Raw genomic sequence first — 12,847 nt, 5'->3', positions numbered from 1 at the left:
ACGGGGCATCGCTCGCTCACTTGCAATATCGTAGACACTGTTGTCAGATCCGTCTTCTGCTTGCGGTGTGCGAAGAATGGGCGCCCAGGGCGGCGGCCGTGGGGGAGCTGGGCGTCTCGACAGCGAGATGAGTCGCCGGCCGTATGGTTGTGACGCAAACGCGAATCTGACAGTATGTATATCAAAGCGAAGGGGAGAGTGGCCGGGGAGTCAACTGTGCCTGGGCACCGTCGACCGGTCTTCACGCGGCGGGCCGCAGACCATGAGCGTGCCAACGAACCTGCTGCACACGACCTACGCCGTCGGTCGAGGCGTCAGGTCGTCGTCTGATGCCGAACCGTCCGGAACGGCGCAATGTGCTTCGCCTTGCCGACCGGTGCCTACCAGGCCGAAGCACGCGTGCGCCGATACGGCGATGCACGGCGAGGTGAGCAGGTCCCAGCTCCTGTACGCCGCCGCAGGGTTCCGAGCGGGACACGGGGGCGTCGCCTCTCAGGCCTCCTTCGCCCGCGTGATAGCTGCACGAGCGGCGAGTGACAACGCGCGAATGGCGATCCAGTTGTATGGAGGAAACGGCTACACCTGGGAGCACGACCTCCACCTCGCCGCGAAACGAGCAACTGTCCTGGCGCTCCAGCTGGGCAGCAGAGACCTGCACTTGTCCCGAGTGCTGGAAATGGAGGACGCGTGACTCGACGGGTAGCGATCGCGGGAGTAGGTCTTTCGGGCGTCGGGGACGACCGGCTGACCAACCCGTACACGCTCATCAGCGAGGCCGCACGACGAGCTGTCGAGGAGGCCGGACTGGCTCCGAACGAGATCGACGGGTTCGCATCGACGGGTCTGGGCGCCCTTCCGCCGGTCGATGTCGCGGAGTATCTCGGTATCCGGCCGACGTGGATCGACTCGACCGCTGTGGGTGGTGCGGCCTGGGAGGTGATGGCCGCGCACGCTGCGGACGCGATTTCCCTGGGCAGGGCCGATGTGGTCCTGCTCGCCTACGGCTCCTCCTCCCGTTCGGACATCAAGAACGGTCTGCGCACGGCCACCTTGGACTGGGGGTCGCGAGGCCCGTTGCAGTGGGAAGCGCCGTATGGCCACACCGTCATCAGTAAGTACGCCATGGCCGCGCGACGACATATGTACGAGTACGGCACCACTGCGGAGCAGCTGGCCGAGATCGCGGTCTCGGCCCGTTACAACGCCTCGCTCAATCCGGACGCGACGTTCCGCGTTCCCTTGACGGTGGAGGAGGTGCTCGCAGGCAGAGTCATCGCGGACCCGTTCACAAAACTGCAGTGCTGCATCCGTTCCGACGGAGGCGCCGCGTTGGTCCTGGTGGCTGAGGATCGCGTGCAGGATCTACCTGGTCTGCCGGTGTGGATACTCGGGACGGGGGAGGCCATCTCCCATATGTCGACGAGCCAATGGGAGGACGTGACGGTCGGACCCGCGAAGATCTCGGGCACTCTTGCATTCGAACGAGCCGGCGTCACGCCGCAGGAAATCGATGTGTGCGAGATCTACGACGCCTTCACCTCCATGCTCCTGGTGAATCTCGAAGACCTGGGCTTCTGCAAGAAGGGCGAGGGCGGGGACTTCGTCCAGGACGGCCGGCTGCGCGTCGGCGGGGCGCTGCCGACGAACACCGATGGAGGTGGCCTCTCCGCAATGCATCCGGGTCAGCGCGGGCTCTTCCTGATGGTTGAAGCGGTGCGCCAACTCAGGGGACAAGCCGGTGCTCGACAGGTAGCGGATGCCCGATTGGCCTGCGTGAGCGGTACAGGAGGATGGTTCTGCTCGAGCGGCACCATGATCCTGGGAGCCGACTGACGAGGACGCCATGGCGGAACTGCCGGCCGGACGAAAGCGACACCTGTTTGTGTAGATGGACTCCGTTCCTGTTCGAGCACGAGTGGCGTCGAGCCTGTCCGGCCTAGCGGTGCCCTGGCTTGCCGCTTATCACTTCCACGGTCTGACACCCTATACACTTCAGGGCGAAGGCTCTCGGTCCGCTCGACAGTCGCTCAGCGGAAAGGAAATCAGACAATGGAACGGCGTCCTAGTTACGGTCCGAACAGCATCACTATCGGGGACCGCGGTGCAACCACGGTCGGAAACGTCCTGCAGACCGCACTGGCGCTCTTTGGTGAAAAGGGATTCCACGATACGACGATCCAGGATATCGCCGACCAAGTCGAGATGTCTCGCGCTACGCTCTACCAGTACTTCGAGAGCAAAGAAAGAATCTTCATCGAACTTCTGGAAGAATGCGGGGCGTCCCTGCTGGACCTTGCTCGCCACCTAGAACCGCTCGGCGCCACGGAGCAAGGCTTCAGCAATCTTCGATGGTGGCTCGACCGATGGGCTGAGGTATACGAGCGGTACGAGATTTTGTTCCGTGAATGGTCGAATATCGACACTCCGGGAGCGCCGGTACGGCCCCTGGTTGGAAAATTCAATGAAACGTACAATACGCGGGTAGCGGATTGGCTTTCGAGTAGCGGCGTCAATGGAGTCGATCCCCGTGATGCCGCCAACATGTTGACGAGTCTGATCATTTATCTCAACTATGCGGACCACGCGAGCAAGGAATCCGGCAGCGGTACCCGGCTGCCGAGTGACGAGCTGCGTTACTACTTCTCCGTATCACTGCAGCTCATGCTTTTTCCAGAGACTCCGGTGGACGTGACGCGCGGGGATCGTACCGTGCCACGGGCATGGAAGAACCACCGTATCACCGGCAAACTTGCCTCCCGTGATCTGGGGCCGATGCCCACCCCATACTCAGACCGGATCGCCGGTCTGACCGCTCGAGCCGTCCAAACGGTGAACATCCTGATGCGCGCAGGTGGGGAATGCTTCGCCGAGTTTGGATACCAGAAGACCAACATCGACGACATCGTTCGTACGGCCGGGTTCGCGCGAGGGACCTTCTACAAGTACTTCGACACCAAGGTTGAGCTGCTGGAAGTCTTGGCCGAGATGTGTGCCCGCGACCTGATCGCTGGTGCGCTTCGCCTCGAACGTGTCAACGAGGATGACTATACGAACGACTTCAAGGAATGGGTGCGCACCACGCTGAAGGCGAGCAGCGAATATCGCGGGGTGATTCGCGCTTGGCGGGAGCGGAGGCCGGCAACCACTGCCATGGAAGGCATGCGCGCGCATGTGGCCACGTCCGTTCGGCGAGCGCTCTTTCTGGCACTCAGCCGATCGCGGCGAGGCCATCCCATGCACCTGAGCGCCAGTCGAATCTTTGTCGGCGGTGTCTTCGATCAATTTCCCGACACATTGGTGCTCCATTACGCCGACCTGTCGCCCGAACATCTGGAGACCCTTATCGCTGACCTGCTGGACCGGGCGATCCTCGGGTTCACCGATGAAGCCAGGCACTCGCCCGGGCCTCGCGAATGAGGGCTCGCGTCCGGGGACGGGCCACTCGTGCCCCGTTCCGAACGCAATCACGGCGAAGGTTAGCCAGGACTGGGCCGAGCGCGCTGTGACAACTGGGGGCACCATGATGCCGCCGTATGTCTCGGCCGTGCTCAAACACCGGTCCCGCCGTTCACGACCGACCTGAGTCAGTTGTCCGCCGCGTGCCAGGCTCCCGGCCATTACCGGAGCAGCCCCGCGGGCTGGGCTGCTCCGGTCAGGTGGCGAATCGAGGGAAGAGGAGTTCGGCGTTGCGGTGTTCGATCGCCTCGCGGTCGGATTGGGTGAGGTCGGCGGTGTCCAGGAGATGATTGAAGTATTCGGTTCCTGCAGTGCCGGCGTAGGGCCAGTCGCTGCCGTAGAGCACGTGGCCGGGTTCAGCGAACGAGGCCAGCAATTTCAGGGCGTCGTGGCCGGTCGACAAGGCGGTGTCGAAGTAAAAGCGTTTGAGGCCGGCCAGGATGGCGTCGGGGGTCGTCGGAGTGGACTTCGGCGAGCTGAGAACCGGGATGATTCCGGCGAAGCGCTGTGCCGCGTAGGGCAGGAATCCGCCCGCATGGGACAGGATGACCTTGACGTGCCGATGGCGGTGCATCACTCCGGAAACCACAAGGTCGACGGCGGTACGAGCAGTGTCGAACGGGAAATCGACCACCGCTGGGCTAAGGCCGTGGAGGGGTCGGAGTCCGGTGGCCGTGGGGTGGATGAAGACCACGGCCTGGCGACGATCGAGTTCTTCCCAAACCGGTTCCCACAGCCGGTCGCCGAGGTATATGCCGACGGCGTTGGACATCAGCACCACCCCGTCTGCCTGCAGGGTGTCGAAGGCGTAGCCGACCTCATCGAGCACGCTGGCGGGATCGTGATCAGCCATGGGCAGGCTGGCGAAATGTCCGAACCGGTCCGGGCGGTTCTTGACCAGTTCTGCGGTGAACTCGTTGATTTCCCGGGTCAGGCGGGGACCGCCTTCGTCGGCAGCGGACGGGAGACCTGGCGCCGACACTGACATCACCGCTGCGGCGACACGGTGATCGTCCATCCACGACAGCGTGGACGCGGCCGACCACTGCGTAGACGGGCCCGCGAAACGTTCGAAAGCGGGGGGAATCACGTGATGATGAACATCGAGCCGCCCCGATGTGGGTGTGGCCATTAGTTCTTCCTCTCAGTAACACCGACTTGTGACGCGACGTGGGAGCCCCCGAGTGCCGGCGAGTGCGACTGCCCACGGGATTCGCCCCGCGGAGGCGGGTAGCTCGGCAGTCCGCTCCACGACCAAGACCTTGTGTGGCTACCCGCCCCGAGCGTTTGCAGTAAGTTTTTCAGTAAGTATTACCGTAAGCATTACGGCACTACCGTACCACTGTGAGTCAATCCCGCAAGCCGACAAGGCACTCGCCTCCTGTGCTGGTGAGCCCCGTGTCGGCCGATGTCGAAGAGCTCGCCGTGGCCGCGGACGCTTGGTTCGCGCGGATGTGGCCGAGGGCCGGCTGGCCTGTGCGTGCGGATGACCGTACGCCCCGTGGGGCTTCGCCCGGCCCCGCACCATCCACCAGGCCGACGGTGCGGGGCTGGTGGTCCGGCCCACCCGCGTGCGCTGCCGCGGCTGCCAGGTCACGCACGTGCTGCTCCCAGCCGTCTGCGCGCCACGCAGCGGGTACGCCACCGACGTCAGGGCCCGGCACTGATCGCCGGCGCTCTGGGCGCCGGGCACCGCGTGATCACCGCCGAGCTGCAGCTGATCCGCTAACCCCATTCGTCGTCGGGTATGCCGAGGACGGCAGCGTCATGGACGTCCGGGTGACGCTGGAGCGCGGCTTCGGTCTCGGCCGGGGCGATGTTCTCGCCACCCCGGATGGTGGTGTCGTCGGCACGGCCCCGGGCGAACAGATAGCCGTCCGTGTCGAGATGCCCTCGTCGCGGGTGGCGAACCAGCCGTCGGCGTCGGTGACCGGGCCGCTCCCGCGGCACTCCCCCGCGACCGGGGACCCCTGACGTGAATCGTTCCGACGGTGCAGGGCGGGCAGGGCCAGCCGTCCGCGTCCCGGATCTCGACGCTGACCGACGGCAACGGGCGTCCGGCTGATGTCAGCCGGGCCCGGACCTCGACGTCGGGGCTGCTGAGAGCCTCGCGATCTCGACCGCGCCGACCCGGCGGTGCAGATGCGTTCCCACTGCGAGTCCTGCCATCGCGACGCTTCCTCTGTTGCGTAGTCGCGGAGCACGGCACCGGCCCTTTCTATACGGTACTAATTACCGTACTGTTTTCTGTATTTTCAGCGGCCCCGGAACATGGGTGCCCTGCGCTCCTCGAAGGCCCGCCGGGCCTCCTGGGCGTCCTCCCCGATGCCCAGGCCCAGGAGGGTCACCTCGTTCTTGCAGGCCTGGTCGAACGACGAGTCATAGGCGTCGTTGATCTGGCCCTTGACGTGTCCCAGGCCGATCGTCGGTCCTGCGGCCAGTCGGTGGGCGAAGTCCGCCGCGGCGCTGAGCAGTTGGTCGTCCGGGACGCACCGGTTGGCGAGGCCCCACTGCTCCGCCTGCCGCCCGCTCACCGGCTCGCCGAGCAGCGCGATCTCCTTCGCGCGGACCGGGCTCAATGAACGCGCGAGCAGATACGCGCCACCGGCTTCGACGGGCAGCCCGCGCGTCACGAACACCTCGCAGAAGCTCGCCGACTCGGCGGCTATGACCAGGTCGCAGGCGAGTGCGAAGTTGCAGCCGAAGCCGTAGGCCGCGCCGTTCACGGCGGCGACGAAGGGCTTCTCGTTCTCCCAGACGTCGCGGATCAGCCGCCACCAGCCGTACCGACGGCCGTCCTCGCGGGCGATGTTGGCCTGTGCGCCACGCCGCCGCTCGGGCCTGATCTCGATGTGGTCCGCCTCTCCGAGGTCGGCGCCCGAGCAGAAGGCCCGGCCCGTGCCGGTGACCACCGCCGCGCGGATGGAGGGGTCGTCGCGCACCTCCGCGATCGCGGCGATCAGCGCGTTACGCAGCGATTTGTGCACGGCATTGCGCAGGTGCGGGCGGTTCAGCCTGATCCAGGCGATGCCGTCCGCGACCTTGAACTCCAGTCCGGCCTCGGAGAATTCGTCGAGCATGGTGTACCGCCAATCCGGTAGTGGGTGCGATGGTTGAGAACTGGGACGGGACGAGGGTGCCGGCGGCGCTGAACAGGCCCCCGATGCCCTGGACGAGATTGGTGCGCACGCCCTCGACGGGTACGGCGGCATCCCCGCGCAACTGACGCACTGCCCTGGATGGCGAACATGCCGTACAAGCCGGCGTGCGTGTACAGCAGTCCGCCGCCGTTGGTGTTCATCGGCAGGGAGTCGCCGGGGCGGGTGGCCCCGCTCTCGATGAAGACGACGGCCTCGCCCCGTCCGACGCATCCGAGGTCCTCCACCCCGTAGAAGGGGATGCGCGCGTAGGCGTCGTACGCCCTGACGTGGTCGACGTCGTCGGTGGTCAGCTCCACCTCGCTCAGGACCGTGGCCGAGGCCTCCCGGAAACCGGACCGCGGCAACATACAGCGTGAGCGAGAGCCCGGCTCCGAAGTCCTCGTCCAGCAACTGACCTCTCGCATCGGTCAGTTCGACCCGGAACTGCTTGCGCGTACGGTCGAGCACGGTGAGCGGACGCAGTTCGACGCCCTCCGCGCGGGGGTCCACGGCGAACAACTGGACCCGCTCGCCCCGTACGAGCAGGACATCAGCCATGTGTGCGTCCAGCGAATGCGTCTTCGCCCCGCTCAGCCGCCCTCCGGCGGCGTCGTCCGAGACGGTCGTCCGAGCGCCGTGCACGTCGTCCGACGCGAGCGTGGCGAGGCAGGTGCCGCGGTCGCTGTGCTCCTCGCTCCACGCGGGGGCGGACCACTTGCCGCCGGCCATGGTGCGCTGCCAGGCGCAGCGTGCCTCCCAGGAGTCGGCATCGGCGCCCCACTTCTCGCGGAATCGCGGCACCTCCGCGTCCAGGAACGACCTGAGTTCCTGAAGCAGTTGCTCCATCAGTGTCCTCCTCCCGCGATACGGGCGCCGAGCGGTTCCACGAACCTGAGGAAGCGCAGGACGTCCGACAGGTGGGTGCAGCCGAGGGTGCCGGGCAGGCGTGCCTTGACCTCGCTGTCCGCGGCACGCAGGGACGTGCCCAGCAGGGCATGGACGTTGCCCGACGCGAGCGGGCACTCCGGGAACGGCAGGGCCCGCGGGGTCACGGTGATGGCCGAGAGCACGAGCGAGTCCCGGTCGGCCACGGCGTGCAGTTCGTACTCGTGCAGGGAGCCCTCGCGCCCGTCACGATCCACGTGGCTGTCCCTGAAGTACTCGTAGATGGCCAACTCCTGTTCTTGCGCGGTGACTTCGAGGATGCGGCGCCTGTGCATGGAGCTGGACCGTGAGGGGTGCTCGAGATGGAAGTCGGCGGGGTGGTCGAGCATCGCGGGGAAGCCGGGGGCCTCGGGCGTCCGGCTCAGGAGGTGGCCGCCGGTCTGTGACAGGCGATGCGCGGTGGCGTCCTCGGCCCAGCCCGTGCAGACGCCGACCAGGGGCGTGGGCCGCGGCCGGGGTGGTTCGCCCAGCTCCGCGATCCTGCCGTAGCCCGAGACCAGTCGCACCGTCGGCAGGTCGTCGAGGAGGGCGGCGTCGAGCGAGTCGGGCGGCAGCCCCGCGTCCGCGAGCGCCCGGAGCCCGGCGCGAAAACCGCTGACGGTGGGGTGGCCGGTCACGGCTTCGACGACGGATCGCGGAAGCGGCGCCGTCAGCCGGGAGAGCACGGACCCGTTGTCGAGTACGGCGCTCAGGCGCGCGGACGCCGTTTCCGTGAGGCGGCCGTGTCCATCCACGACGGCGTCGCGCGCGGCAGCCCGCACGAGGAGGTCTTGGTCCCAGGTCGGATGTGGGGTCACCTGGAGGTCGGACGTGCGCCGCGCCGACGACGGCCGACGTGCGGGCAGCCGCGCGGCGACCCCAAACAGGGCGGGCGGCGTACCGCCCGCGGTCAGCTGCACCATGGATTCATCACCTTCTGTATGGAACTTCCAGTACGGCTGCGGCCGTTCACATCAGACGGCGCAGGATCTCGACCGTTTCGGCCGGTCCGGCGCCGCCGATCACCGTGATGTCGAGCGTGCTGACTCCCGACTCGGCGAAGGCCGCCAGCCGCTCGGCGATCCAGGACTCGGGGCCGACGAGGTTGCCGAGGGACAGCCACTCAGCGGGCACGGCGGCAGCGGCCTCGGCGCGTCGCCCGGCCAGGAAGTGGTCCTGGATCTTGGCGGCCTCGCGCTCCCAGCCCATGCGGCGGGCCAGCGCGTTGTAGTAGTTCGACTGCCGTGAGCCCATTCCTCCCACGTACAGCGCGATCCGGGAGCGGGCGGGGGCCAGGAGCCGGTCGGCGTCGAGGCCCTCGCCGACGGCCACGTCGACGTGTGCCACCACGTCCAGTGCACCGAGTACGGGATCCCTGCGTTTGGCACCGTCCCTCAGCGCGTCGCCGAAGGCCCGGTCGGAGCGCTCGGGCACGAAGAAGAAGGGCAGCCAGCCGTCGGCCGTCTCGGCGGCCGCGGTGACCGACCGGTCGCCGAGCGCCGCCCAGTACACCGGGACCGCGGGACGGACCGGCTGGTTGACGAGCTTCAGCGGTCTGCCGCGCTCGGTCAGCGGGACGGTGACGGTGCGGCCCTCATAGCGCAGAGGCTCGCGCCGCCACACCATGCGGCAGACGTCGATGGTCTCGCGGATCCGGGTGAGCGGCCGGTCGTAGCCGACCCCGTGGAAGCCCTCGACGACCTGCGGTCCGGACGAGCCGAGGCCGAGCGAGAACCGGCCGCCGCTGAGGTGGTCGCAGCCCGCGGCCGTCATCGCGAGCAGGGCGGGGCTGCGGCTGAACACGTTGAGAATCGCCGTACCGAGCCGGATACCCCCAGTGTGCGCGGCGAGAAACCCGATCGCGGACACGGCGTCGAAACTGTAACCCTCCTGGATCCACAGGCCGTCGACGCCCGCTGACTCCAGCGCGCGGATCTCGGGCAGCAGGGCTACGACGTCCTGTGTGTAGTCCAGGGTCACCGACAGGTCCATGGTGCGGCTCATTTCTCCGACAACTCCTCTCTGAGGACGACGACCTCCGGGTCCGGCAGGGTCTCCTCCGCCGGACGGACGAGCACGAGGAACCGCAGGATCAGCAGGGTCACCAGAGAGCACATGGCAGCCGCCGCGAAAGCGGACCGGTAGCCGCTGACAGCGGCGGCGATGCCTCCGACGAACTGCCCGCCGGATCCGGTCGCGATGTCGAAGACCATCGTGAACGTGAAGGGGCGCGCGGACGTTCGTCGTCGGAGACACGGTTGAGCGTCAGGGCCGGCAGCCCCGGGCACTGGAACGCGATACCGGTGCCCAGCGGCACGAGGCTCACGTAGATGCCCCAGACCGCCGGAGTGACGGCGGAATCGGTCACGCCGAGGCAGATCAGCACGGTCGCCGTCCATCCGGTCCTGGCCGGTCCCATACGGTCCGGGACGTTGCCGCCGCCGATGCACACCAGGAGGACGACCACCGCGTAGAAACAGGAAGAGTTGCTGCGTGCCCGACGCGCGCAGGTCGTCGACGAACAGGGTGCGCCGGGGCACGAACGGGCGGATGGCGATTGATGCCATGGCCATGACGCCTCCGACAATCCCGACGGCGAGATCCGTGCCGTGCGGTCGGTCCATTCCGCGAGCGAAGAAGAAGCACAGCACCGCAAGAAAGCCTGATGAGGCTTCCCCGGAGCAGCCTGGGTGGCGTCGCCTCCATCGCTGTCCTGTCGCCACCCTTCATTCGAGCTCGCGCTGGCTGTCCGCATCCTTGCAGGACAACATACCGTAAGCAATACGGTATGGTATTTGATTGATGATGACAGCCGCCGTGCGTCACATCAACGCCCTATGTCAGCAACCGATCCCAGCGCTTCAAGGAGAGGCCGATGAACGCTGCACCGATCGTGGGAACTCCGGTGGTACGCCCCGGGCACTTCCATCGACTGGGCATCGCATGCGAGCCCCGCCAGCACATGGACGCGTGGCTGCGCCGCGTGCTCGGGGCCCGGCCGCTCCAGGTACGGACGCGTCAGGTGCACGGCCTCCCGATAGGCACCCAGGACGGCAACCACTGGCAGGAGTCGGGTGTCGACATCCAGCTCCTGCGGCTCGGCCAGGACCCCGTCGCGCTGTTCACGGCGACGGCCGCCTCGGGGCCGCTGGGGCGCTACGTAGCGCGCTACGGTCCCGGGCTGCACTCGGTCGCCTGGACGATCGACGACCTGTGGGCGGCGGAGACGCTGCTGCGGCGCAGGAACGTACGGATCACCGGGGCCGATGTGCCGGGGCGGCATTTCTTCATGCATCCGGCGGACACATCGGGGCTGTTGGTCGAGTGGACGGACAGCGAGTTCGTCGACGACTCACGCGGCGGCGAGCCGACGGTCGACGGCCGGCCGGGACTCGTCGACGTACGGGGTGTCGCCTGGCTGACGGTGACCGTGCGCGACGCCCGAAAGAGCGCGGAGCTGCTCGCCTCGCTCATGGAGATGGCACCGGCTCCGGGACACCCGGTCGGGCAACACGAGGACTCCGTCGATCTACGCATCGGCGGCGTGACGGTACGCCTCGTGTCACCCCTCAGTGGCCGCAGTCGGTACGCCGAGGCCCTGGAGCGGCACGGCGAGCGGCTGCACGGCGTGTGCCTCGTGGTGGACGAACTCGACACCGCACTGGGACAGTTGGAGGAGGAGGGCGTGACGGTCGTCGAGCGTGCGGGGCCTCAGGCGTGGACGGATCCCGCGAGCACGCTCGGCCTGCCGCTGGAGTGGATCGACCGGCGGGCCCTGCCAGCCGGATGAGCGCGCTACCCGTGTGGAGCCTGATCTCGTCCACCGGGCCCCACTCCAGGGCGCGTCGGGCACGGGCCAGGAACGCGGTGCGCCACCGCCCGGCCCGGCGACGAGCCGGACCGTGCCGCCCGCGCTGGGGATCAGCCCCATCGCGATCTCGGGCAGCCGGACGCGGATGTCGGGATCGGCCGGGACCAGGGAGGCGAAGGACGGCACTGCGATCCCCGCGCCGATGAACGTCCGGACAACCGGGCCAGGAGTGCGGCGGTGCTCCCGGCGGTACTCATCGCATGCGAGCGGACCGGGTCGGGCCCGGTGTCGGACTCGGCCAGGTCGCCTCCGCTGCAGAAGTCCCCGCCCGCTGCCGCCCGGGCCCCAAACCACGAGAGGGTCTTTGAGTAATGATGGACACCACAGCCGGAGATACCCCTGCTCCGGAACCGAGCGATGACACTGAAAAGCACTATGGGCACATTCCCGATCGGAAGGCCTGGGATATCGCTCTGGGCGGCGACGTCAGCACCGATCTCGACTTTCAGGTGTTCACAGGTGGGCGCGCACCCGAGGCTAGGAGGGTCGAGGCCCTTGTCCGAACGCCGGAAGTGGGTCTGTACCGGGCGCGCTACCGGGCGGGAGGCGGCGAGAACGGGTTGCACTCTCACCCCGGCGACTCAATCTGGCTGGTGCTGGCGGGCTCTGTGCAGTTCTACGCCGAAAAGTCCAGGCTAGTCGCCGACCTCGGACCGGGGGGCGGCGTCATGATTCCTTCAGGCGCGACTTACCGATTCCAATGCACCCTGGATAGCGAAGTCGTCCGGTTCGCGGGCCCGCCACCGCCGCCAAGAGCACAAGCTTAGAGCGTTCTTCATCCGCGAAGCAGACTCGAAGGCCGAGGATCGGGGCGATCAGAACTGACGAGCCTTCAACGCAACATCCACTCACTGCGCGAATCTCTTCTTGCTGATGAGTTGACGTGGAACGGTGTTGGTGTCGGCGGCAGTGGGTTGTCGGTGCACTTTGACTCCCGTCGGCTCATTGAACCCTTCTCGGTAACGTCTCGTGACGGTTCGTGATCTTCGTCAGGCGGTGCGGCCGTGTTCCAGCTGGAGCAGGACGAGGGCGGCTCGGGCGATCCAGGTGATGCCGCTGGGGTCGAGGCTGACCATGCGCAGGGCCTTGAAGGTCGTCTTGAGCAGGGAGTTGGCACGCTCACAGACGCCGTGGATGCCGCAGATGACCGTGTTGTACGCCTGTTGCTCCGCGGTCAGCGCGCTCTGGCGGGTTTCTTGACGGGGTGAGGGAAACTGCCGCCGGTGTTTTCGTAGCCGAGGTCGACCAGGGTCGGCGTGTCCAGCTCGGCCAGCCGTCCGGGGTGGAGATGACCTGTGCGTTTCCACCATGGTGCTGCGTTTTCCGGACCCCCAGAGGTCTGCGCCGTTGGGGCCCGGAGCGCTGGCGTGGTCGGTGCGGATGACAGTTCCGTCGAGGTTCACATTCGTCAGCCCGGCCGCCTTCGCTAACGCCGCAACACCCACCACGCCCCCGA

The 12,847-nt window shown here is 67.2% G+C and carries 14 protein-coding genes; 6 read left to right on the top strand and 8 right to left on the bottom strand.

The annotated features are described in order from the left end of the window. The first annotated feature begins 76 nt into the window (after nt 1-76). The 3 genes from OG241_RS03810 to OG241_RS03800 all read left to right on the top strand — a co-directional run bounded on the left by OG241_RS03810 (nt 77) and on the right by OG241_RS03800 (nt 3,417). Nucleotides 77-691, top strand: coding sequence for an acyl-CoA dehydrogenase family protein (locus tag OG241_RS03810; protein ID WP_405813659.1), 615 nt, complete (start codon nt 77-79; stop codon nt 689-691). Further along, nucleotides 688-1,833, top strand: a complete 1,146-nt coding sequence (locus OG241_RS03805) for an acetyl-CoA acetyltransferase (RefSeq protein ID WP_405813658.1) — start codon at nt 688-690, stop codon at nt 1,831-1,833. Before OG241_RS03810 ends, OG241_RS03805 begins: the two co-directional genes overlap by 4 nt. A gap of 216 nt (nt 1,834-2,049) precedes the next feature. Beyond that, nucleotides 2,050-3,417 (top strand): TetR/AcrR family transcriptional regulator, encoded by a 1,368-nt coding sequence (locus OG241_RS03800; protein ID WP_405813657.1) that lies wholly within the window; start codon nt 2,050-2,052, stop codon nt 3,415-3,417. A gap of 235 nt (nt 3,418-3,652) precedes the next feature. Here the strand turns inward: OG241_RS03800 and OG241_RS03795 are convergent, their stop codons facing one another. After that, entirely contained in the window at nt 3,653-4,588 is a 936-nt protein-coding gene (locus OG241_RS03795; RefSeq protein WP_328635740.1) for an amidohydrolase family protein, read from the bottom strand. Nucleotides 4,589-4,982: 394 nt separating this feature from the next. Between OG241_RS03795 and OG241_RS03790 the strand changes: the two genes are divergently transcribed. Continuing rightward, nucleotides 4,983-5,123 carry a hypothetical protein gene (locus OG241_RS03790; RefSeq protein WP_405826033.1) on the top strand — a complete coding sequence of 47 codons (141 nt, stop codon included), beginning with the start codon at nt 4,983-4,985 and terminating at the stop codon, nt 5,121-5,123. Nucleotides 5,124-5,181: 58 nt separating this feature from the next. Here OG241_RS03790 and OG241_RS03785 read toward each other — a convergent pair whose 3' ends face one another. From OG241_RS03785 to OG241_RS03760, 6 genes are all read right to left on the bottom strand, one after another. Next, entirely contained in the window at nt 5,182-5,406 is a 225-nt protein-coding gene (locus OG241_RS03785) for an AMP-binding enzyme (RefSeq protein WP_405813656.1), read from the bottom strand. Nucleotides 5,407-5,711: 305 nt separating this feature from the next. Next, nucleotides 5,712-6,536 carry an enoyl-CoA hydratase/isomerase family protein gene (locus OG241_RS03780; RefSeq protein WP_405813655.1) on the bottom strand — a complete coding sequence of 275 codons (825 nt, stop codon included), beginning with the start codon at nt 6,534-6,536 and terminating at the stop codon, nt 5,712-5,714. Beyond that, entirely contained in the window at nt 6,467-6,964 is a 498-nt protein-coding gene (locus OG241_RS03775) for a thiolase C-terminal domain-containing protein (RefSeq protein ID WP_405813653.1), read from the bottom strand. The genes OG241_RS03780 and OG241_RS03775 overlap by 70 nt, the downstream gene beginning before the upstream one ends. Nucleotides 6,965-7,441: 477 nt before the next feature. Beyond that, entirely contained in the window at nt 7,442-8,443 is a 1,002-nt protein-coding gene (locus OG241_RS03770) for a DUF2889 domain-containing protein (RefSeq protein WP_405813652.1), read from the bottom strand. 46 nt (nt 8,444-8,489) lie between these two features. Further along, entirely contained in the window at nt 8,490-9,524 is a 1,035-nt protein-coding gene (locus OG241_RS03765) for an LLM class F420-dependent oxidoreductase (RefSeq protein WP_405813651.1), read from the bottom strand. Continuing rightward, the gene (locus OG241_RS03760; RefSeq protein WP_405813650.1) at nt 9,521-9,733 is read right to left on the bottom strand and encodes a hypothetical protein; all 213 of its coding nucleotides are present in this window, start codon (nt 9,731-9,733) and stop codon (nt 9,521-9,523) included. Before OG241_RS03760 ends, OG241_RS03765 begins: the two co-directional genes overlap by 4 nt. A 117-nt stretch (nt 9,734-9,850) precedes the next feature. On the opposite strand from OG241_RS03760, the gene OG241_RS03755 reads away from it, so the two are divergent. Both OG241_RS03755 and OG241_RS03750 read left to right on the top strand, forming a co-directional pair. Then, nucleotides 9,851-9,994 (top strand): hypothetical protein, encoded by a 144-nt coding sequence (locus tag OG241_RS03755; protein WP_405813649.1) that lies wholly within the window; start codon nt 9,851-9,853, stop codon nt 9,992-9,994. A gap of 401 nt (nt 9,995-10,395) precedes the next feature. After that, the gene (locus OG241_RS03750) at nt 10,396-11,310 is read left to right on the top strand and encodes a VOC family protein (protein ID WP_405813648.1); all 915 of its coding nucleotides are present in this window, start codon (nt 10,396-10,398) and stop codon (nt 11,308-11,310) included. A 1,070-nt stretch (nt 11,311-12,380) separates the two neighbouring features. Here the strand turns inward: OG241_RS03750 and OG241_RS03745 are convergent. Continuing rightward, entirely contained in the window at nt 12,381-12,701 is a 321-nt protein-coding gene (locus tag OG241_RS03745; protein WP_405813646.1) for a transposase family protein, read from the bottom strand. Nucleotides 12,702-12,847 lie beyond the last annotated feature (146 nt).

The organism is Streptomyces sp. NBC_01390, from assembly GCF_045040105.1.
Classification (GTDB): Bacteria; Actinomycetota; Actinomycetes; order Streptomycetales; family Streptomycetaceae; genus Streptomyces.
Note: the sequence above shows the minus strand (reverse complement) of the source record. Positions and strands in the feature narration are given on the sequence as shown.

What these genes read in the sequence shown, in the direction of transcription:
- OG241_RS03810 (WP_405813659.1), top strand. Translation starts at nt 77, where the DNA reads ATGGGCGCCCAGGGCGGCGGCCGTGGGGGAGCTGGGCGTCTCGACAGC.
- OG241_RS03800 (WP_405813657.1), top strand. Translation starts at nt 2,050, where the DNA reads ATGGAACGGCGTCCTAGTTACGGTCCGAACAGCATCACTATCGGGGAC.
- OG241_RS03795 (WP_328635740.1), bottom strand. Translation starts at nt 4,588, where the DNA reads ATGGCCACACCCACATCGGGGCGGCTCGATGTTCATCATCACGTGATT.
- OG241_RS03780 (WP_405813655.1), bottom strand. Translation starts at nt 6,536, where the DNA reads ATGCTCGACGAATTCTCCGAGGCCGGACTGGAGTTCAAGGTCGCGGAC.
- OG241_RS03775 (WP_405813653.1), bottom strand. Translation starts at nt 6,964, where the DNA reads ATGTTGCCGCGGTCCGGTTTCCGGGAGGCCTCGGCCACGGTCCTGAGC.
- OG241_RS03770 (WP_405813652.1), bottom strand. Translation starts at nt 8,443, where the DNA reads ATGGTGCAGCTGACCGCGGGCGGTACGCCGCCCGCCCTGTTTGGGGTC.
- OG241_RS03765 (WP_405813651.1), bottom strand. Translation starts at nt 9,524, where the DNA reads ATGAGCCGCACCATGGACCTGTCGGTGACCCTGGACTACACACAGGAC.
- OG241_RS03760 (WP_405813650.1), bottom strand. Translation starts at nt 9,733, where the DNA reads ATGGTCTTCGACATCGCGACCGGATCCGGCGGGCAGTTCGTCGGAGGC.
- OG241_RS03755 (WP_405813649.1), top strand. Translation starts at nt 9,851, where the DNA reads ATGCCCCAGACCGCCGGAGTGACGGCGGAATCGGTCACGCCGAGGCAG.
- OG241_RS03750 (WP_405813648.1), top strand. Translation starts at nt 10,396, where the DNA reads ATGAACGCTGCACCGATCGTGGGAACTCCGGTGGTACGCCCCGGGCAC.
- OG241_RS03745 (WP_405813646.1), bottom strand. Translation starts at nt 12,701, where the DNA reads ATGGTGGAAACGCACAGGTCATCTCCACCCCGGACGGCTGGCCGAGCT.